The sequence below is a fragment of the Endozoicomonas sp. PH6C genome (genome assembly GCF_059322965.1).
This window is the reverse complement of record NZ_CP185342.1, coordinates 1,660,672-1,681,586: the sequence shown is the minus strand read 5'-3', so window position 1 is coordinate 1,681,586 and position 20,915 is coordinate 1,660,672. Positions and strand designations below refer to the sequence as shown.

Here is a 20,915-nt window from a genome sequence, read left to right as displayed (position 1 = left end):
GACCTCCAGACACTCAACTTCAGGAGTCTACACCACTCAAATCACTTTACGCATATACAAGAAAGCCCCGCCAAAAAGCAGGGCTTTCCCGTGGCGCCACCCTCAACAGGGGGTAAACACCAGAAAAGTACTGTTACGCAGCTTCGATGCGAACGTACTTACGCTTCTGAGGACCTTTAACCTCAAAAACAACCTTACCGTCAGCCTTGGCAAACAGGGTATGATCCCTGCCAATACCGACGTTTTCACCCGCGTGGAACTTGGTGCCACGCTGACGAACCAGGATATTACCTGCGTTGACTACCTGACCGCCGAAACGCTTAACGCCAAGGCGTTTACTTTCTGAATCGCGACCGTTACGAGTAGAACCACCCGCTTTTTTGTGAGCCATGCTGCTCTCCTTTTAGCTCGGTCAAACAGCCGGCTACCACACCAGATGCAGACCTTGGAAGTATTTAACGAACTGTTTCCAGTCCATCAGCCATGCCCTTTTAATCAGCCTTGAGCGGCTTCAGCAATCAAAAGGCCTGATCATTAGCCAGCAATGCCGGTAATTTTCAGCTCAGTGAACCACTGACGGTGGCCCATCTGCTTGCGGTGATGCTTACGACGCTTGAACTTTATGATCTTGATCTTTGGACCACGACCATGAGCTACAACTTCAGCAGTCACCTTGGCACCTTCAACAACAGGAGCGCCGATCTTGACTTCTTCACCATTAGCTACCAGCAGAACGTCGTTAATATCCAGGCTTTCACCTGCAGCTACGTCCAGTTTTTCAACCTTCAGGGTTGTGCCTTCAGCAACACGGTACTGTTTGCCGCCAGTTTTGATAACTGCGTACATATTTATCTCCGAAAATCCTTAATAGCCTCTTTGTCAAAGGCATCCGGCGAGATCCAGGCTTTGGTTCAAGAAAACAAGACCAGGGTACTCAGACCGGAATTTTCAATGCCATCTACGTCTATCTGATCATCACTTCAAGGTGGGCTGCGCCGCATAAACTTCTGATCAACTCTGAAAACAGAGCTCAAAAGCATGACAAAATGGACCGCCGCCCGGATTCTCAGTCAGATTGTAAGACAGGGGCGCAAATTCTAAGGAATTGCAATCCGACTGGCAACCCCGATTTATCCTTTATGACCCCTGGGGATGATACCCATGAAATAAGCACCAAAGTCATACAGCTATTGACAGCCGGGTGGTCTCTACCTACGATGCTCGATTTCCCTATCTCTGCAGCAGCCTTATGCCTGAACGCAACAAGCACTCCTTTCAAACCGTTGTCAGCGAAGATTTTGCTCTGGTTAACCAGTACATCGCCGAACAACTGCACTCGGATGTTGTCATGGTCAGCAAAATTGGCCAGTACATAATCCAGTCCGGAGGCAAACGGCTCAGACCCCTTCTGGTTCTGCTGACCGCAGGCGCCACAGGCTTCCGGGGACAGGACCATATCCCACTGGCGGCTATCATCGAGTTTCTCCATACCGCAACGCTGCTGCACGATGATGTCGTGGACCAGTCGGACCTCCGCCGAGGTCGCGATACGGTCAACGCGCTATGGGGTAATGCTCCCAGTGTTCTGGTGGGCGACTTTCTCTATTCCCGAGCCTTTCAGATGATGGTCAGTCTGGACAACATGAAGCTGCTCAAGATTCTCTCTGATGCCACTAATATCATTGCTGAGGGTGAAGTCATGCAGTTGATGAATATCAACGATGCCAGCGTGACAGAAGAACAGTATATGGATGTTATCCGATGTAAGACCGCCATGCTCTTTGAAGCCTCTACCCATACTGCAGCGATCCTGTCTAATGTGGACAGCAGGGTTGAACAATCCCTGAGAGATTTTGGCAATCATCTGGGCATGGCATTCCAGCTGGTAGATGACCTGCTGGATTATGAGGGCAACAGCGAAGACATGGGAAAAAACCTCGGCGATGACCTGGCAGAAGGCAAACCCACCCTGCCCCTGATATTCACTCTCTCCCAGGGCACCCCGGAGCAAAAAGCACTGGTCAGGGAAGCTATTGAACAGGGTGGTCTGGATAAGATTGATCAAATTGTTGAGGCGGTTCGCACCTGTGGAGCGCTGAATTACACATCCCGCATAGCCAGAGAACAGTCTGAGAAGGCCATTGCCTGCCTGCAGGCCTTGCCTGACAGCGAGTATCGTGACGCTATGGAAGACCTGGCACGTTTTGCTGTGGCCAGAACATTCTGAGCACTAGCCTGCCGAACAGCTTCTCTCTTCAGGTGGATGCTATCCACCTGCAAGGCACTGAACCTTTATTTCACTCTAAACCATCGGGTGTGAGCAGCTGACAAGCAGATTCACCTTCTGTTGGTTAGCCACCCAAACTCTTATGGGACCAAGCTGCACCTCAGAACCCATCAGCTTGATAAGCCCTTCATTTTATTCATCTATCAGATTTTGATCTACGACTTCTTATCATCCGAATCGAAGGGGGCAAAACACATAATGAGAAAATAACAGAAAAATGTAGGGAACATTTTCATGAAATCACAGTCTAAACCTTCATTATGGTCAGAAATACTGGAAAACAACTGAGAAACCACTTAGCAAGAATTGATTAATCGGCTTATCTCAGCGTCTGTGTCTAACTGACCACTCACGCTCAAATTGGAGATTGCTATGATACATGATTTTTCCTTAACAAAGACTGATACGAGATGGCAATCATCCCAGAATCATGGAGAACAAACCGCTTCTTCAGTATTGCCCCTTGTGAACATCGATTCATTGCCCTTAACACCTGAACCACAAAGTACCGGGCTGCAAAGACGCTCCAGAATTGAAGCAATTAATCAATCATGCCTTCGATGCCTGCTACCCAAATTATCCAAATCTTTTCGGTTGGATTTTGACCTTAGTGAAATTGAACGCCAGATTGATAGCTATCGGAATAGCTTTCAAGCTTATACCGATAAGGATAAGCCTTTGGAAGCTTATGAGCGCAACAAATTGGCATTGAGAACACTGGAGTCTAATATAGATGAGAATCTCAGGTGGCCCATACGCAGACACGATAACAGAAGATACGTCAGGCTACAGAATAGACTTGCTGAACAAATACAGAATATAGATACGCTTTTGAAAGCTAATTTGAAGCGTGCCACCCGATCATTTTCCAGTATCAGCCCCCTACTGAACCTCGTCTACTCAGAGCTATCTGAGTTCATTGAATTCCCCGATACGATCTGTCCGCTAAAGGACTCATTAAAGAGGTTATTTGACGAGGACCAGGCTCAGCACCCTCACTCTGGTAATGCCGAGACTCTCCAGTTGATATACAAGGTTTCTTGTTTGGTCGATCAAAAGATAGAGGAAGAGCAAAAAAGCCTGAATTATTTTCGCATTAATCTGCAGAAGCGGCGGCAAGAAAGAACACAAAGAGACTTAGAGCTTCTTAAAAATCTGAATGCAACCCTGCATGACATGGCCGTTGCTAATATGTGCCGTCACCTTGATTCACTCAACACTATGGAGTCGTTAATAGAATTCGTTGAAAATCATGGCGGAAATATAAGAACCCTGTCAGATTCAAACCATAACTCTCTTATTCAGCGTATGATAAAAACAATAGAGCATTTACCTGAAAAGGTATCCGCTGAACCACTGTTTTTACTTGATAAGAAGATGGAAGCTATTCGTGAAGACAGTAAAAAAATAATTCTCAAAAAGGCATCTTCTTTACTAATCAACGAGATCGACTCATTAGATGCCGGGATAAAGGCTTTTATCAGAGCAAGTTTTGCTGGACTGGGTGGATTTAGCAAAGATGAGGCTGCCGAGAGATTATTCTATAAGATGTGTACATTTATTAAAGACTTTGATGATGCACTTCTTACATTTGATAAAGTCACTGCCTTAAATCCACATACCTCAAAAAAATATTCTGATATCTTGTATGATAAAGTGGTATCCCAGGTAGTCAGTTTCGAGCACTTTTACCGGCTCACCAAACATACAGCTTTTACCAAACATACAGCTTTTGATAAAGACAAGAGCACCTTTTTCCTGGAAGCTTTGGGTGCTCTCTCTGAATGATTGAAACAAATGTACACTTAATTTACAGCTATTATGGAAACACCTTTTCATAGTAGTAACCTGTCATGCCTGCTTCTATTATTGCCCGCCGAGAGAAAACTATTGTCCTGCAGATTGAGGTGCCTAACGATTCTGGGAACATGCTGAATCTTGAAGATGGTTTGCAGAGAGCACTGAATGAAGCAGGGCAACTCGGAACTCAAGAGTTACTGAAGCTATTTGAGCCCCCTAATAAAGAACCTATCGTCGTTAACCAGCAGAAGTGGAGCAGCTATAAGGGAAAAGTGCTAAAGCACTACGAAACCTTATACGGGCGCGTACCCATGGAACGTTCTGTTTATCAGGGGGTCAGGGGTGGAAGTACTTTGGCACCGATTGATCTTCGCACTGGGATTGTTGGCTCTGCTACACCCAAATTTGCCAAAACTCTTGCCTGGAAATACAGTCAGATGCCTGCTCCTGCTGTAAAAGAAGATTTTGAAACCAATCATCAAAGAGTGCTGTCAAACTCGTACATCAAGCATTTATCCGACAGATTAGGTGCGTTAGTCGAAGACCAGAAAGACACTCGCTACGACTTGCCATCACTTACCGAGCCCGTGGAAACAATCGCTATCGGTCTGGATGGCACCTGCATGCTGCTGCGAGTATCGTGACGCTACGGAAGACCTGGCACGTTTTGCTGTGGCCAGAACATTCTGAACACTAGCAGCCTGTCGGACTTAAGCGTCCGTAGCGAGGATTGCAAGAAATTGAGGATAAAAATCTCTGTTTCTGAGGAGAATAGCGAGCTATTTGACGAAGAAACAGAGATTTTTAGACCAATTTATTGCAACCGCAGTAGGACAGTCTTAAGTCCGACAGGCTGCTAGCCTGCCGAACAGCTTCTCTCTTCAGGTGGATGCTATCCACCTGCAAGGCACTGAACCTTTATTTCAACCTAAACCATTAAGTGTGAGCAGCTGGCAAGCAGATTCACCTTCTGTTGGTCAGCCACCCAACCTCTTATTGGATCAAGCTGCACCTCAGAACCCATCGGTTTGATAATTACCTGACCTGAATCCACCGTCGCAGGATGTCGGGAGCAGTTTATGCCTTTTTTGAGTGAAGCAACGATGGCAGGATCAGAGGTTGGAGGACAGGCTTCATCAGCAATGCAGCAAAGATTTCACGTAATGAGAAAATAACAGAAAAATGTAGGGAACATTTTCATGAAATCACAGTCTAACCCGTCATTATGGTCAGAAATACTCGAAAACAACTGAGGAACCACTTAGCAAGAATTGATTAATCGACTTTTCTCAGCGTCTGTTTCTAACTGACTACTCACGCTCAAATTGGAGATTACTATGATACATGATTTTTCCTTAACAAAGACTGATACGAGATGGCAATCATCCCAGAATCATGGAGAACAAACTACTTCAGTATTGCCCCTTGTGAACATCGATTCTTCGGCCTTAACAAGTGGACCACAAAGTACCGGACTGCAAAGACGCTCCAGAATTGCAACCATTGATCAATCATGTTTTCGATGCCTGCTACCCAATTTTGTTCGGTTGCATTCAGGCCTTAGTGAAATTGAACGCCAGATTGATAGCTATCGGAATAGCTTTCAAGCTTATGCCGATAAGGATAAGCCTTTGGAAGCTTATGAGCGCAACAAATTGGCGTTGGAAACACTGAAATCTAATATAGATGAGAATCTTAAGTGGCCCATACACAGACACGATAACAGAAGATACGTCAGGCTACAGAATAGACTTGATGAACAAATACAGAATATATATACGCTCCTGGAAGATAATCTGAAGCGTGCCACCCAATCATTTTCCAGTATCAGCCCCCTACTGAACCTCGTTTACTCAGAGCTATCTGAGTTCATTGAATTCCCCGATACGATCTGTCCGCTAAAGGACTCATTAAAGAGGTTATTTGACGAGGACCAGGCTCAACACCCTCACTCCGGTAATACCGAGACTCTCCAGTTGATATACAGGGTTTCTTGTTTGGTCGATGAAAAGATACAGAAAGAGCAAAAAAGCCTGGATCATCTTCGCACTAATCGGCAGACGTGGGGGCAAGAAAGAATACAAAGCAACTTAGAGCTTCTTAAAAATCTGAATGCAACACTGCACGACATAGCCGTTGCTAATATGTGCCGTCAGCTTGATTCACTCAACACTATGGAGTCGTTAATAGAATTCGTTGAAAATCATGAAGAAAATATAAGAATCCTGTCAGATTTAAAGCATAATCTTCTTATTCAGCATATGATAAAAACAATAGAAGATTTACCTGAAGAGGTATCCAGTGAACCATTGTTTTTACTTAATAAGAAGATGGAAGCTATTCATGAAGACAGTAAAAAAATAATTCTCAAAAAGGCATCTTCTTTACTAACCAACGAGGTCGACTCATTAGCTTCCGGGATAAAGGCTTTTATCAGAGTAAGTCTTGCTGGACTGGGCGGATTTAGCAAAGATGAGGTTGCCGACAGATTATTCTATAAGATGTGTACATTTATTAAAGACTTTGATGATGCACTTCTTACATTTGATAAAGTCACTGCCTTAAATCCACATTCCTCAAAACATTTCGATATCTTGTATAAAAAAGTGGTATCCCAGGCAGTCAGTTTCGAGCACTTTTACCGACTCACCAAACATACAGCTTTTGATAAAGACAAGAGCACCTTCTGCCTGAAAGCTTTAGCAATAAATCCAGACCATGTTGACCTCAGGAAACTTCATAAAAACATTATTGAACAAAAAATCCATCAACAGTTTTATAAAACCGTAGATGCATCAAGAAAAGTTTTTAATAAAAACAGTCAGTCACAGATTAAAAAGATTATTGACTCACACAAAGCTAATTATCAAAATCAAATTAGCACTCTAATTAGAGAACCAAGTATTCTCACACGCTACAATGAAAAAATTAAAGAAGCTACCGAGAAATTTGAAAAAGCTGATCTTAGTTTTCGCCACATTAGAAGTCGTCATGACACAGATAGATTAAAAATACCTTTAAAAAAGGCTATTACGCTTTCCTTGGAAGCTATGATACTAGCACCCACAGACAAAATGAGAAAAAGCGCTGAAGAACTAATCGACAAATTTTTTAATGAAACACATATGAACCCACGGACTTACCAAAAACATATACGGAGACCAAAAATAATAAATACAGAGATTAAAAAGATCAAAGCTTATCCAACCGCAGAAAACAAATGTCAGAATTTAAAAGAAACTGCCATCGCAAATATCAAACGCAAGCTTGACGCTCAGGTCTTAATTAAATCCCATGAGTTCGATAAACTTGTGAGCCAGAAAAAGCAAGAATTAGACAACTCATTGTCGTTGCACCATCAGAAGCTTGGCAGTTATTACCATAGCTTGGCTCAAATGAGTCCCACTGCCTGGTTTTTTCCAACAGATGGGTTTTTGATGCCCTATGTGTATGCTGCCCTATTAAGCCCTGAATATCCCGTCAATATGGGTAGCAGATATTCATCTGATACTGGTGATGTGCGCGGAGATCTTTCTCCGTCTACTGTCACAGGAAATTTATCAATTTCAGATTCAGTCATTGGAGATGTTCTTGATCAAGGCAGTCTCGATTTAAGCGGTATCGGTGACAGCATCGATTTAAGCGGTCTGGGTAACAGTCTCGATTTAAGCAACCTCGATTTAGGCAACCTCGATTTAGGCAACCTCGAGTTAGGCAACCTCGAGTTAGGCAACCTCGATTTAGGCAACCTCGAGTTAGGCAACCTCGAGTTAGGCAACCTCGAGTTAGGCAACCTCGATTTAGGCAACCTCGATTTAGGCAACCTCGATTTAGGCAACCTCGATTTAGGCAACCTCGATTTTAGCGATCTAGATGGCGGTTTCGATTTAGGTTTCTAGTAAGTATTTTCTGAGGTGGCCACTTACCACAATATAAAACAGCTACCAAACTCGGCTTAACTGATATGCTTTTTAAAACAACAGACAACCATGTTTGTAGACAGAGGGTTATTTGCAGACGTCAGAAAAGGACTAATCAACCTATAAGCCTCGTAAGACAGATCCAAAATACTTTCTGTCTATGACAGACTTGAGAAAGCTTTGAAACCTGGCTTAGCAGTTGGAGGCTCTCATGCTGTTTAGCACCGGGAAAAACAAGGCGGGCAGAGTTCACACCCGCAAGATTTTCGGTGGTTAAGTACTCAACCATACGAAATCATATTTTCTGACTTATTGTTCAGGCACTCGCGGCAACTGCTCCTGCGTTGCTCTAGCTCCTGCATCCATGCAGTCGTGCTGCGTTGCAACTCTGGTCACATAGCTTGCTATGTTCCCGTCGTTGCGCCTTGCAGAGCACCTGCCCAATAAGCCAGAAATATTCGATTCCGTATGGCTGAGTACTTATTTCACTTTAAACCGGGCTTTATGAGCAAGCTTATGAGCAAATTCGCCCAGACGCTTTTTGTTCAACTGCGTCTTGAACCCGGGCATGTTGATGTTCATTTGCTGCAATTCAAGATTGCCTGAACCAAACTGGAAAGCCTGACTGAGGTTACGATCCTCCCGGCTAACGGGTTTGCGGGGGTCCGGGACATAGCCTCTGGCCTCCACTTCAGCAGCAAAGCGCTTGATCGAGGCGTCGGCTTCTCCGGTTCGATCCTTGCCACTCTTACAATTGATATGACCCACTGCGCCTATCTTGAATGCCAGCAACTGAATTCGCTCAACCATCTTATAGGCATCTTCGCCTTCTGTTTGATAGTCGCCTGAAACATGAAGATCCCTGATCTGTTCAACCAGCATACGAACAATCTGCTTGGATTGCTCCGGGGCCGAGCCTGCCAGATAGTCGCCTACCCAACCGCCAACAGGATCGAACTGGTCTAAAGAGCCCATCAGTTCAATAAGCCCCTCATTATTAACCCGCTTGGCCTCACCCCAGGGACGGACAACGGACTTCAGACCACCCAATGAAAGTGAATTGACACCATAATTAGTGTTGGCCAGCTTCATATTGACTCTGAGTTGATATTTTTCGCCTTTGGCATCAGAAATAACCAATGGCTTACCATCGTTGAGTTCTTTCTGAACTTCCTTAAGGGCAGCGATCTGCTCTCTCTGCATCTTCAGTTCATCATCATGAATATGCAGATAGTGCCTCAGTTTGTCGGCACTGAGCATAGACGTGGAGAGCATCTTCAAAGGAACAGGCTGCCCCGATGTCAGATAGCCGGGATTATCATCCAGAAACTGTTTTACAGCCGCCGTCACCAACTCCCTGGCCCGGTTTCTGGCTGCTTCAAGTCGAGGCTCTTTTTCTTTTATCCCATAGGCAGAGAGAGTTCCGGAACGCAATCCTTTGAACAGAACTTTCTTGTTCCCCTTTTCTGCAGTGGACAGCTCAGATTGCGCCATATTGACGGCATGAACGCGTTCACTGGTTGCAGTCGAAGGACTGCCCATACCCTCATAAGAATGCTCAAAGATATCTTTTGCACCTTCTCCCCATTTCATTTGCGAAGCAGGGGTCAGCTGACTCTCATAATGCCGGGTTCGCCCTTCAATCCTCACATCCAGATGGGTAGTGATTTTTTCCCATTGAAGTGTTGAGAGCACATGACTGCGTGATTCTTTCAGTTTCTTGCTGGCATTATCCAGGCCCACCTCTCCCAGCCGCTTCAATATACAGGCGGTATAAGCCTTTGCATCAACCACAGGAAGGGTGTCAGCGCGGGAAGCTCTTCCGGTTAGCTTCGCTCTGGCTGGAGGAAGATCATTGTCTGTTCCTTCCTGAATACGGTCAAAATGGTCACTCCACGTCTGATGCAATACCTCCAGCTTTGCCAGCTTGCTGGTTTTCTTTCTGCTGAATAGACCTTCCTTGCCTGAGTTGTTGATGAGTGCACTTTCATGCTCAATTTCATTCTTGAGAACATTAATTGCGGAAATCAGTTCCAGACATTTAAACTTTTTCCACTGCTGCGGCCCCAGTGGATTCTCCTGGTCACTGACCTCCAGCTGATCGATAAAATCCAACACACCATCGAGCTGCCCCACCAGATCATGGATTAGAGCCTGCTGCAATTGGGCAGGCAAATTTTGTGAATGTCGTTCCAGTGCATCCAGCGTCTTGATAAGCTGCTTGGCAAGCTCTCTGGCCTCTTCAGCCTGTTCGGCATAACTGGTGTTCTGCAAACGCTCCAATGGGGAACCGGAAAGAAGCCCAGAAACACGGTTGGTGTAATACTCGGCATTACCTATCAGCTCCATCTCGTATTGGCTGATATAGAGATCATCACCTTCTATCGGAGTTCCCGGGACTTTGTCCTTATCAAAGTGCTCTTCGGCCCAGAGCCTGAGCTGACCGGGAAAAAGAGTATGTCCCTCCTCTGTTTCACTGGTGAGAAAGCGGGCTGTTTCGGGAATATTGGCTGAGAAGATAGATTCATGCTGACCGACCACTTTTACCGCAAGCTCAAGAGCCTTTGATTGACTCAGATAATCGGTATGACCAGAGAGCTGAAACTGAACGACTTCCTTAAGATGCTCCTGTTCGTGTGCAGGAAGAGATCGCCACTTAAAAGGTGTCGCAGTCTCAAACGCTTTTGCCACCATACCGGAATCCAGCCAGAGCTCTATACTGCTGCAATTCAGCTTCCTGACATCCCTTAACAGCTCTGTGGCCCGTGTTTCCAGCTTTTTAATGGTTCTTTGGTTCAGCGGCTTGCTTTTGAGATCATTGTGAAGCTGATTTTCCACAAAACTGCCGTACTTGAAAACAAATGCCGTAGTACCTTCACTGGCACTGAGTTTTTCACCTTCCCTCAGCTCTCTGACAGGAAGCGGCAGCAACTCGGCCTCCCGGCCTCGCCACTTGCCTCTGACAGAAATGTCACTGGATTCATCCTGCCCTCTGTCCAGCAGGGGTTGCAAGCATTGCAAAGTCCGTTGCGATGGATTCAAAACACTCACTTCCTTATCATCAATCTCCTCGCAACTTTATCGACCGGTTTCGCCAAAAGTCCTGTGTTATCAAGCACAACATCCGATTTCAATCTTTTATGATGATTCTGGCTTTGCGCAACAGAGCGGATATAATGTCGCCATTTTTTCAAGCTCTGGAATCAGGCAAAACATCAATGAGTGGATTATCCCCCGAAGTGGCAAAGCGTCGAACCTTTGCGATCATCAGTCACCCGGACGCCGGTAAAACCACCATCACAGAAAAGCTGCTGCTTCTGGGTGGTGCTATCCAGATGGCCGGCACTGTAAAAGGTCGTAAAAGCGGTCGTATGGCTACTTCTGACTGGATGAAAATGGAACAGGAAAGAGGTATCTCGATCACCACCTCGGTTATGCAGTTCCCTTACAAAGGTTGCACTGTCAACCTGCTGGACACTCCCGGACACGAAGACTTCTCGGAAGACACCTACCGAACCCTGACAGCAGTGGATAGCTGCCTGATGGTGATTGACGGCGCCAAGGGTGTCGAAGACCGGACCATTAAACTGATGGAGGTCTGTCGTCTGAGAGACACTCCAATCTTTACCTTTGTTAATAAGATGGACCGTGAAGTCCGGGACCAGATTGAAGTGCTGGACGAAGTGGAAAGCATCCTGAAAATTCAGTGTGCTCCCATTACCTGGCCGATCAGCATGGGCAAGAATTTCAAGGGGGTTTATAACCTCTACACCGATACTATTCACGTCTTCACCCCCGGCCAGGGACATACTATACCCGACGATATTCGTATCAAGGGTCTTGAGTCGGACGAAGCCAAAGAGCTGCTGGGTGATATTCATGAAGACTTTGTCGATGAGGTGGAACTGGTTCGCGGCGGCAGTCATGAGTTTGACCTGGAAGCCTATCATGCTGGCAAGATGACGCCTGTTTTCTTTGGTACTGCCCTAGCCAACTTTGGCGTCCGTGAAATGCTGGACGACTTTGCCGAGTGGGCTCCAGCGCCTCTGGCTCGTATAACAGATCAGAGGGCAGTGGAGCCGGACGAAGCCAAATTTTCTGGCTTTGTATTCAAGATCCAGGCCAATATGGACCCTAAACATCGTGACCGCATTGCCTTCCTGCGCATCTGTTCCGGAAAATACACCCGTAATATGAAAATGAAGCATGTGCGAATCGGCAAAGATGTAAAAATTGCCGACGCTGTCACTTTTCTTGCAGGTGATCGCTCCCATGTCGAGGAAGCTATCTCCGGTGACATTATCGGTCTGCACAACCACGGCACTATCCAGATTGGCGATACTTTCAGCCAGGGCGAAGAGATCCGCTTTACCGGGATTCCACACTTCGCCCCCGAACTTTTCAAGCGCGTTCGCCTGAGAGACCCTCTGAAGCTCAAGCAGCTCCAGAAAGGCTTGCAACAACTTTCAGAAGAAGGCGCAACCCAGTTGTTCATGCCTCTGAACAATAATGACCTGATCCTGGGTGCGGTCGGCGTACTCCAGTTTGATGTCGTTATGCGCCGCCTTAAGGATGAGTACAAGGTGGAGGCTATGTACGAGCCGGTCAATGTCAATACTGCCCGCTGGGTGGATTGTACGGACGAACGTAAATTGGAGGAATTCAAGCGCAAATGCGCTGACAATCTGGCGATTGATGGTGGTGGCTACCTGACTTACCTGGCTCCTACCCGTGTCAATCTCTCTCTGGCAGAGGAACGCTACCCGGATATTAGCTTCAGGACCACCCGCGAGCACTGAGCTCTCCTGAATCCTGCCACTTCGCTTTAAAGTGAAGTGACAGGATCAGGCCACGATGACTTCTGAATCAGTGATCCATGGTACTGTGATCCACTGAGCCGTGATCCATCTCGCCATGCTTCGTGGCACTGCCATGGGCCATATCTTTGGTTTCGTGACTAAGATCCTTTACCGGCACTTTTATATCCACAGCGTCTCCGTCAGAGAAATGCAGGGTGACATCAACCTCACTACCGGCTTTCAATGGCCTCTTCAAACCCATCAGCATGATATGATTGCCACCACTTTTGAGATATTCAGTTTTACCTGCCGGTATATCAATATCTTTCAACTCGAACATTTTCATCATATTCCCTTCATGCCTGTGACCGTGCAGCTCAACATGAACCGCACTATCACTGTCGGCAGAGACCAGCTTGATATCTTCTTTACCTTTGTTGGTAATAGTCAGAAAAGCCGCAGAGTTTGTGGAAACAGCCGGTACCGCTCTTGCGTACTGATCCTTTATCTCAACATCTGCCGCCTGAAGGGCTATAGGTGACATGCCTGCGAAAATGGCCAACGTAGCCATTGCCAATAGCTTCATAATTCAAGTCTCCAGTTCAAAAACAACTGTTGTCACTTCGGAACCTGATTCAATCACCAGTCTGGCCAGCCAGGTCATATCTTTATCAACCGTGCAAAAAGTCAGGTTACCTACGCCACTGAATACCGAAGGCCCAAAAAAAGAGGACTGCTTGTAGAGTGGAAAAGGAGCTAACCCCATCGGCATATCCCGGCCAAAAAACTCCATGGTAACCCTGTCTGCTGACAGGCCTCTCAGGAGAACTTCAACATCCAGCGGCTCCAGCTTCGGCAGACCTGACGGCTTTATTCTCAGCTCAATCTCGCTGTCTGCTGTTGTCAGTCGACAGCCTTCAGCCACCAGACATCTCTTGTGGAAGCTCTGCCCGGTCAGCCCTGTTTCAGATTCCGACTTGAAGTAGCGAGGTATAAAAACCAGTACTGCAATCAGCACCAGCGAAACACCCAACCCTATGTACTGCTTTATTTTCATCGGGGTAACATAACAGACTGAAGCCCCATGACCAACTTTATGAACATTATGTCCCCTATACCAGAATTGTTTGATAGCCATTGTCACCTGGACTTTCCCGAGTTCGACCAGGACCGGGATGAAACCCTTGAACAATGCTGGCTCGCAGGTGTCCGCTCAATCTGCATCCCGGCAACGGAAGCGCGTTACTGGCCCAGAGTTCTGAAACAAGTGAATGATTCGCCCGATTCTGTGCGACGCTTTGTCTCACTCGGACTACATCCTTATTTTCTGAAAAGCCACAGACCTCAACACCTTGATGAATTGAAAGTATTCCTGGAACGTCATTCCGAGACGGTTTGTGCTGTGGGTGAGATAGGCCTGGACTACTCGCTGACCAACTCGGACCGTCAGCAACAGCACTACTATTTTATCAGGCAGCTTGAGCTTGCCGATCAATTTAAGCTACCTGTCATTCTGCACTGCAGGAAAGCACACGATGAAATCCTTAAAGAAATCCGGCAAATTAAACCGGAGAAAGGTGGCATCGTACATGCTTTTTCTGGCAGTGAACAACAGGCCCGACAGTATATTGAACTGGGCTTCAAACTGGGGTTTGGCGGTACAATTACCTACCAGAGGGCCAGAAAAACACGCCAGCTGGCCACCTCGTTACCCCTGAGTAGTATTGTTCTGGAAACCGATGCCCCGGACATGCCGATGTCAGGCTATCAGGGTCAAAGGAACACTCCCACCCTATTACCTGTTGTCCTTGAGCATCTGGCACAATTACGTTCCAGCTCTACAAAAGAGATCGCACAGGCTACTACCGAGAATGCATTATCAATCCTGGCGAAATAATATAACTGGACAACGGCTCAGGCTCAGGTTCGGTTAAATTACCCCCAATCACCATGTCATCAATCTGGCGGATAGGACCGCCCGATGAGCTCAAGAATGATGACAGGGAAGAGGATGAACTGGAACTGGAAGAAGAATAGAAGCCTGAGTCATCGTCATGACCTCCATCATCATTAAAAGTACCACCATCAGTGGAGAGCGTCGTTGGAAGCACACCGGGCACATTATTCAGGATATTCTGTTCGGACGTTGCAAACATCCAGCGATTAACACCATCGTAGATCAGCACCGGCTCAACTTCAGGAACAGCATCCAATTCACTGATGGTGCCGTCCAGATTAAGGCTCCAGACCTGTATAACACCGCCCAACCGGATCATAAGATACAAAGGTTTATCAGGTGGATGATCCGACCCCAGCAGGGCTGCCCAGGTCATCAAAATAGTAGGAAGTCCGCCCAGATTCCCTTCTGAGAGAAAATCAGCTTCAGCTTCAATATCTGCAGCAATCCAGCTTAAAAGCCTTCTCTGGGCATCAGTCAGATTATTCTGCTCCCAGGTTTTCCATAACTGTCTCAACAGGACAATGACACGCTCCCGATTCAAATAATCGTTTGGTAGAATAGCGTTCAGTGAAACAAATAAACACTCATTGCCATGATGGACCTCGTGAAGAGTCAGCCTTAATGGTTCCAACAACATTCTAGCAAACGAAAGAAAGCTTTCATGTTCCATCGCCACAAGACTTCTACTGGACATGAAAGGTTGGAAGTGATGACGCATACGACTGCTTAATACTTCCGAATCTAATGAATTCTGTTGAAAAAGACGTGTCAGGGCATAGCCTGAGTTAAAATGATGAAGTCGCAACTGTCGAGCCAGATCTGGCAGCTCTGAATCAATAGTTTCTTCTGTCAGTTCAGGAACTTCGTTATTCGTATGCCAATAAAAATGAATGTCCGATAGGTCAGCATTTCTTCTTCTCCAGGTTTTAAACTGCTCAAACAAAACCTGCAAGATTGCAAATAATTCTTTTTTCGTTCGATTACCCAGAAGATAGTTCCGTTTCCACATATTCCAGGTAATTAAATTATCATCACTGTCGAGAAACAGGGCGTGATCAATGGAAGCCCGAGCCCCCGGATCATTCACATGAGTACCTTCGATAATAAGAATATCGCAGGTGATACGCCGGGCTTCTTCAGGACCCAGCTGACCTTCCAGATGGCGACAATAAGGGGCATACCGAAAAGAATCCCCCCGGGCTATCGCTGCCAGACAGCTATCTCTAAGCTCTGCCCGATACTCCTCACCATTGTTGTTCCCTGACGCGCCATCGCCCAGATGGCTGAACATTTCACGTCGGTCGGCACGGGAATGAAGAAAGGTATCAATCCCCAGTGTCTCCAGACTGCAGACCCTGCCTGACAGCTCCGAATGTGATCGTTGATAAAGTGCCGAAGAAGTTCGAAGCTCCTGAGTAAATTGATCAAGAAAAGTAGACTTACCGGCTCCGGAAGGCCCATCCAGACCAATAGTAAAAGGTCTGGAAGAATCATTTTCTCCTTCCAGATTACCCTGTTGCAGATTATAGAGATAATCAAGAAAAGCGTTTATCGCCAGAGCTTGAACAATCAAGCCGTTTGATCCTTCAGCAGTAGTCCAGGGGATAGAAACAATAAAAGCTATAAATAATGAACGACGTCCCGTTCGAGCAAACTCCTTTATTTTTTTAATGAGCAAAACAGTAACTCCAAGCCAATAAACACGACCTTATCTAAAGTAGACTAAAGCGATTCATTCTGCCGAAAGGAAGCTGCTTTTAGTTTATTAATAAATGCACTCTGAAATGAACAAGGCTCGGTTTACTATGAAAACACGTCTATTTTCCAGCCTACAAACCTTCTATAGGATCAAGAGTCAAAAACATGTTGGATTCAAATCTGTCTGCGGCCTTATTTATTACCTCTTTCATGCTTCTTCAGCGCCTTACGTGCTCTTTGACGTACCATTTTTTGCTTCAGAGCCGAGAGTTTGTCAATAAATAATACACCGTCCAGATGGTCGATTTCATGCTGAAAAGCTTCTGAAAGGATACCCTCACCTTCCATCTCGAAAAATTCACCATGACGATCCTGAGCCCTGACTTTGACCCAGCCTGCCCGCTTAACTGCTGCCCAGCAGCCCGGCAGTGAAAGACAGCCCATCTCCATTTTCTGTTCACCCGACTTTTCAATAATCTCAGGATTTACAATGACCAGAGGCTGACTTTTATCAGGCGTGACATCAATTACCGCCACTCTCATCCCCAGACCAACTTGTGTAGCAGCCAGCCCGGCACCGTTAACGGCATACATAGTTTCGAACATATCATCCACGATTTTCTGAAAACCCGGACCAAAGTCAGTAACAGGAGCAGTGGGAGTTCTTAAAGCAGGATTGGATTCCGGAACCAGTTTTAAAATCGCCATGGAGCTTCTTCTGTGAATATTTTGTTGGTTGTTACACAACAACTATAGACAGAAAAAAAGGAGGAAAAAATGGTCGGGGTAGAGAGATTCGAACTCCCGACATCCTGCTCCCAAAGCAGGCGCGCTACCAGACTGCGCTATACCCCGATGCGTTTTGACCAGAAACCGTGAAATTTCTGCAAGAATTTGGTCGGGGTAGAGAGATTCGAACTCCCGACATCCTGCTCCCAAAGCAGGCGCGCTACCAGACTGCGCTATACCCCGTGTTCTGTCCAGAAGTCAGGTTACTTCTGCAAGAAACTGGTCGGGGTAGAGAGATTCGAACTCCCGACATCCTGCTCCCAAAGCAGGCGCGCTACCAGACTGCGCTATACCCCGTCTCTATCTCGTGACAGGCTTTTGAGGCCTCGCCACGGAACGGCGGCTAATCTACCAAAATGATTCGCCTTTGACAAAAGTATTTGCCACAAAACTTCAACCAGCTAAAAAACAGACAACCAAGAACTTGCACAGGAAGGACCTTTTTTTAATGTAAAATGTTTTTTCGCTCATGGTTATTTTTTTAGTCAGACTGGGAAAATTTCCTTCCGAAGCATAGATGCCCTGTAAAGATATTATCAACTCCAATTCCTCAGTGCTGAGTTGAGCAGTAACAATGCCATTCACTACCCCCTCGAAGGATCCTGTCCAACTGCATCATCGTGGTCATCTTTCACGCAGTTTTCGACAGTCTTTCAGAGTGTCGGAAATCATGAAAGCAAGTTCCAGCGCCTGATCAGCATTCAGTCTTGGATCACAGTGAGTATGATAGCGATTACCCAGAGAGTCTTCGGTTACGGCACGGGAACCACCAATGCACTCGGTTACCTTCTGACCGGTCATTTCAAAGTGAACACCACCCGCATAGGTCCCTTCTGCCTGGTGAACCGCAAAGAACTGTTTCACCTCACGCAGAATTCGGCTGACCTCACGCGTCTTATAACCGTTGGAGGCCTTGAATGTGTTGCCGTGCATCGGATCACAGCTCCACAACACCTGACGCCCTTCCCTCTCGACAGCACGAATCAGTTCTGGCAGGTGTTTTTCAACATTGTCTGCGCCCATGCGCACAATCACATTCAGGCGACCAGCTTCGTTGTCCGGGCTGATCAGATCAATCAGGCGAATCAGATCTTCAGGAGGCATGGTTGGACCCGCCTTCAGACCAATCGGGTTGCTAATACCCCGAACGAATTCAACGTGCCCCCCCTCAACCTGACGAGTTCTGTCGCCTACCCAGAGCATGTGTGCCGAGCAGTCGTACCAGTGACCGGAAAGACTGTCCTGACGGGTCATGGCCTGCTCATAAGGCAGCAAAAGAGCTTCATGGGAGGTGTAGAAGTCCGTTTCACTGATCACCCTGGAATGCTCGGAAGAAATACCGCAGGCCCTCATGAAATCAAGTGCTTCATCAATTCGATCAGCCAGATGACTGTACTGCTCAGACTGTGGACTGCTGGCGACAAAATCCAGATTCCAGGCGTGAACCTGCTCCAGAGACGCAAGCCCGCCCTGGGCAAAAGCCCTGAGCAGGTTCAGAGTCGATGACGCCTGATGATAGGCCTTAAGCATTCTCTCGGGGTCAGGAATTCTGGATTCTACTGTGGAGTCCATAGCATTAATGATGTCGCCGCGATAAATCGGCAGCTCAACACCTTCTATGACTTCGGTACCAGACGAACGGGGTTTGGCAAATTGTCCAGCCATCCTGCCCACCTTGATGACAGGACAACTGGCGCCAAATGTCAGCACGACGGCCATCTGCATCAGGACCTTGAAGGTATCCCGAATATTATCTGCTGAGAACTCCAGAAAGCTCTCGGCACAGTCACCACCCTGCAATAGAAACGCTTTGCCCTCGGTAGCAGCTGTCAACTTCTGTCGCAACGCTCTTACCTCACCGGCAAAGACCAGCGGCGGCATGCGGTGTAACTGTTGCTCCACCTGTTTAAGATGATCTTGATCGGGGTATTCCGGCAGCTGGATGACAGGCATTTCCCTCCAGCTATCAACTTGCCATTGTTTCATTTACTCCTCTCGAGGCGTCGTATTTCTTCATGAACATAACAGGCCATTTTACATGAAATCACTGGACAAAGCCCAATCTCTATCGAACTTGTATCAAAAAGAATAGCCTGTTTTTTACTTTCAGCCTTTCAACAAAAAGCCTTTACACACAATTGAAAAATTTGGTATACAGTGCAGTGAAATTTAGCCTGGTGCATCAGCGACCATGAATTCCACACGATCCATGACCAAAACCATTATGAAACGCGGCATTATTATGTGTCGCGGGGTCTGTCGTGGATAGCTTAAAAGCAGAAAACACAGCCCCCGCACCAAGAGAAGGTCCGGGGGCTTTTTTTTGCCACTGCGAAATAAAGCGTCACGAAAAAAAGGAGAAGACAGTGAGCGAACTCAAACTCAGACTGGTCACGACAGGTAGCCTCGACAGCCTTGAGAAAGTATTGAACTCCAGTGCAGAAGAGGGCCTCAAGATCAGCAACTTTTCTGCTGAACTGGTTCCGGAGCGAGGCCACTACGAAGTCAAAATGTCTGTCTCAGGCTTTACCAGCCAGAACCAGGTCGTCAGTAAGCTGGCTATGGAAAAAGACATTCGCGAGCTGACGCCGCTGCGCCGGTGATCCTGTAGCCTGTCAATCTGAAGCTGTCTTGAAGCTTGTTTGCGGTTGATGTTTCCTGCCGTCATTGCCTGCTGCAGGAAACGCAGGCTCATAGTCAGAGCTGACCCATTACATAATTGAGACTGCCGACAATAGCCGCCACCTGGGCATCATTGCACTCTTCGTCAGTTACTTTTGGGCTGTCCGGATAAACTTCAGTCGTGGTGCCAAACCTGCAGTCTGTTATACCACCACAAAGACCCAGCTTTTTCATAGGATAGTGGATCACACCTTCCTGAATCACCGGGGAGCCAATAATTTTTCCCTGATCGTCTGCGGGTGCAATGTGCGTCACCTGTCTGACGGAATCAATCACCGCCTTCTGGAATTCGGGAACAGGGTTTTCGGTATCAGCCACTGTGTAGAAACCATCTGGTATTCCCTCTTCCACATAGCCTTTGCCATCCCTTGCTGCCAGAGCAGGACGAAATTCAGTTTCATCCGTATCCGTAGTTTCATGCAGATCAATATGAACCAATACTTCCTGCTCCAAACCTGCCAACAGTTTCATCAAGTTGGTGGACTCTTCTGCCGGGCTGTCTTTGTAGAAGGAACGATTAGGATCAATGGCATTGGGATTCCAGCGATTGATGGTTTCATAACCCCAGGGGCTGATGCAGGGCGCCACCAGGATATTGAAGTGGCTTACAAAGTTTTTAGCCTCAACTTCCAGAAATTTTAACGCACCGTGAACACCACTGGTTTCATAGCCGTGGACTCCACCGGTCACCAGAACAACGGGCTTGTCAGTGTTCCAGTTTCGACTCCTGATGGCATACAAAGGAAAACGCTCAACATCGTAGGAGAGGGCACCATACTGCTCAACATCATAATGCTCTTTCAAAGCCATTATTTTGGGCACGACTTCCCTTTGGTATTCACGCTTGATGGTGGTTTGTTCATACCAGACTTTACGTTCTTCCTTGCCCCATACTTGACCAGGCGTGCCAATCGGGAATCTATAACTGCTGCCCATCTCTCTGCCCTTAACGCATTCACTGAAAAGAGCAGAGTATACAG

The 20,915-nt window shown here is 46.7% G+C and carries 16 protein-coding genes and 3 tRNA genes; 7 read left to right on the top strand and 12 right to left on the bottom strand.

Annotated features, from left to right (window positions below; all coding sequences use genetic code 11):
* Positions 1-133 precede the first annotated feature (133 nt).
* Both rpmA and rplU read right to left on the bottom strand, forming a co-directional pair.
* On the bottom strand, positions 134-391 hold the full coding sequence (rpmA, locus tag ACOMG9_RS06600) for a 50S ribosomal protein L27 (RefSeq protein WP_422132926.1): 258 nt from the start codon (positions 389-391) through the stop codon (positions 134-136).
* A gap of 143 nt (positions 392-534) precedes the next feature.
* Complete coding sequence (gene rplU / locus ACOMG9_RS06595) at positions 535-846, bottom strand: 50S ribosomal protein L21 (protein ID WP_422132925.1); 312 nt, start codon at positions 844-846, stop codon at positions 535-537.
* Between the two features lie 403 nt (positions 847-1,249).
* On the opposite strand from rplU, the gene ispB reads away from it, so the two are divergent.
* The 4 genes from ispB to ACOMG9_RS06575 all read left to right on the top strand — a co-directional run bounded on the left by ispB (position 1,250) and on the right by ACOMG9_RS06575 (position 7,986).
* The gene (ispB, locus tag ACOMG9_RS06590) at positions 1,250-2,227 is read left to right on the top strand and encodes an octaprenyl diphosphate synthase (protein WP_448216324.1); all 978 of its coding nucleotides are present in this window, start codon (positions 1,250-1,252) and stop codon (positions 2,225-2,227) included.
* Positions 2,228-3,331: 1,104 nt separating this feature from the next.
* Positions 3,332-4,075 carry a hypothetical protein gene (locus ACOMG9_RS06585; RefSeq protein WP_494529975.1) on the top strand — a complete coding sequence of 248 codons (744 nt, stop codon included), beginning with the start codon at positions 3,332-3,334 and terminating at the stop codon, positions 4,073-4,075.
* A 65-nt stretch (positions 4,076-4,140) separates the two neighbouring features.
* Positions 4,141-4,731, top strand: a complete 591-nt coding sequence (locus tag ACOMG9_RS06580; RefSeq protein ID WP_448216322.1) for a hypothetical protein — start codon at positions 4,141-4,143, stop codon at positions 4,729-4,731.
* A 693-nt stretch (positions 4,732-5,424) separates the two neighbouring features.
* Positions 5,425-7,986 carry a hypothetical protein gene (locus ACOMG9_RS06575; RefSeq protein ID WP_494529974.1) on the top strand — a complete coding sequence of 854 codons (2,562 nt, stop codon included), beginning with the start codon at positions 5,425-5,427 and terminating at the stop codon, positions 7,984-7,986.
* A 501-nt stretch (positions 7,987-8,487) separates the two neighbouring features.
* On the opposite strand, the gene ACOMG9_RS06570 is transcribed toward ACOMG9_RS06575, so the two are convergent.
* Positions 8,488-11,049, bottom strand: coding sequence for an inositol phosphate phosphatase SopB (locus ACOMG9_RS06570; RefSeq protein ID WP_448216320.1), 2,562 nt, complete (start codon positions 11,047-11,049; stop codon positions 8,488-8,490).
* Positions 11,050-11,225: 176 nt separating this feature from the next.
* Between ACOMG9_RS06570 and ACOMG9_RS06565 the strand changes: the two genes are divergently transcribed.
* The gene (locus ACOMG9_RS06565) at positions 11,226-12,806 is read left to right on the top strand and encodes a peptide chain release factor 3 (RefSeq protein ID WP_422137439.1); all 1,581 of its coding nucleotides are present in this window, start codon (positions 11,226-11,228) and stop codon (positions 12,804-12,806) included.
* A gap of 67 nt (positions 12,807-12,873) precedes the next feature.
* Here ACOMG9_RS06565 and ACOMG9_RS06560 read toward each other — a convergent pair whose 3' ends face one another.
* Both ACOMG9_RS06560 and ACOMG9_RS06555 read right to left on the bottom strand, forming a co-directional pair.
* Complete coding sequence (locus ACOMG9_RS06560; protein WP_448216319.1) at positions 12,874-13,392, bottom strand: copper chaperone PCu(A)C; 519 nt, start codon at positions 13,390-13,392, stop codon at positions 12,874-12,876.
* A gap of 3 nt (positions 13,393-13,395) precedes the next feature.
* The gene (locus tag ACOMG9_RS06555) at positions 13,396-13,863 is read right to left on the bottom strand and encodes a hypothetical protein (protein ID WP_422132916.1); all 468 of its coding nucleotides are present in this window, start codon (positions 13,861-13,863) and stop codon (positions 13,396-13,398) included.
* Between the two features lie 48 nt (positions 13,864-13,911).
* Between ACOMG9_RS06555 and ACOMG9_RS06550 the strand changes: the two genes are divergently transcribed.
* Positions 13,912-14,703 (top strand): TatD family hydrolase, encoded by a 792-nt coding sequence (locus tag ACOMG9_RS06550; RefSeq protein WP_494529973.1) that lies wholly within the window; start codon positions 13,912-13,914, stop codon positions 14,701-14,703.
* On the opposite strand, the gene ACOMG9_RS06545 is transcribed toward ACOMG9_RS06550, so the two are convergent.
* The 6 genes from ACOMG9_RS06545 to ACOMG9_RS06520 form a co-directional block, all read right to left on the bottom strand.
* Entirely contained in the window at positions 14,669-16,444 is a 1,776-nt protein-coding gene (locus tag ACOMG9_RS06545; RefSeq protein WP_448216317.1) for a hypothetical protein, read from the bottom strand. The two genes, ACOMG9_RS06550 and ACOMG9_RS06545, sit on opposite strands and share 35 nt — an antisense overlap.
* A gap of 212 nt (positions 16,445-16,656) precedes the next feature.
* Positions 16,657-17,172 carry a peptide deformylase gene (gene def / locus ACOMG9_RS06540; RefSeq protein ID WP_494529972.1) on the bottom strand — a complete coding sequence of 172 codons (516 nt, stop codon included), beginning with the start codon at positions 17,170-17,172 and terminating at the stop codon, positions 16,657-16,659.
* Between the two features lie 70 nt (positions 17,173-17,242).
* Positions 17,243-17,319, bottom strand: a tRNA-Pro gene (locus ACOMG9_RS06535).
* A gap of 40 nt (positions 17,320-17,359) precedes the next feature.
* Positions 17,360-17,436: transfer RNA gene (locus ACOMG9_RS06530), tRNA-Pro, on the bottom strand.
* A 37-nt stretch (positions 17,437-17,473) separates the two neighbouring features.
* A tRNA-Pro gene (locus ACOMG9_RS06525) sits at positions 17,474-17,550 on the bottom strand.
* Positions 17,551-17,877: 327 nt separating this feature from the next.
* The gene (locus ACOMG9_RS06520; protein ID WP_448216315.1) at positions 17,878-19,239 is read right to left on the bottom strand and encodes a class II 3-deoxy-7-phosphoheptulonate synthase; all 1,362 of its coding nucleotides are present in this window, start codon (positions 19,237-19,239) and stop codon (positions 17,878-17,880) included.
* Between the two features lie 380 nt (positions 19,240-19,619).
* On the opposite strand from ACOMG9_RS06520, the gene ACOMG9_RS06515 reads away from it, so the two are divergent.
* Entirely contained in the window at positions 19,620-19,856 is a 237-nt protein-coding gene (locus ACOMG9_RS06515; protein WP_422132911.1) for a hypothetical protein, read from the top strand.
* Positions 19,857-19,950: 94 nt separating this feature from the next.
* Here the strand turns inward: ACOMG9_RS06515 and ACOMG9_RS06510 are convergent, their stop codons facing one another.
* On the bottom strand, positions 19,951-20,871 hold the full coding sequence (locus ACOMG9_RS06510; protein WP_422132910.1) for a M14 family metallopeptidase: 921 nt from the start codon (positions 20,869-20,871) through the stop codon (positions 19,951-19,953).
* Positions 20,872-20,915 lie beyond the last annotated feature (44 nt).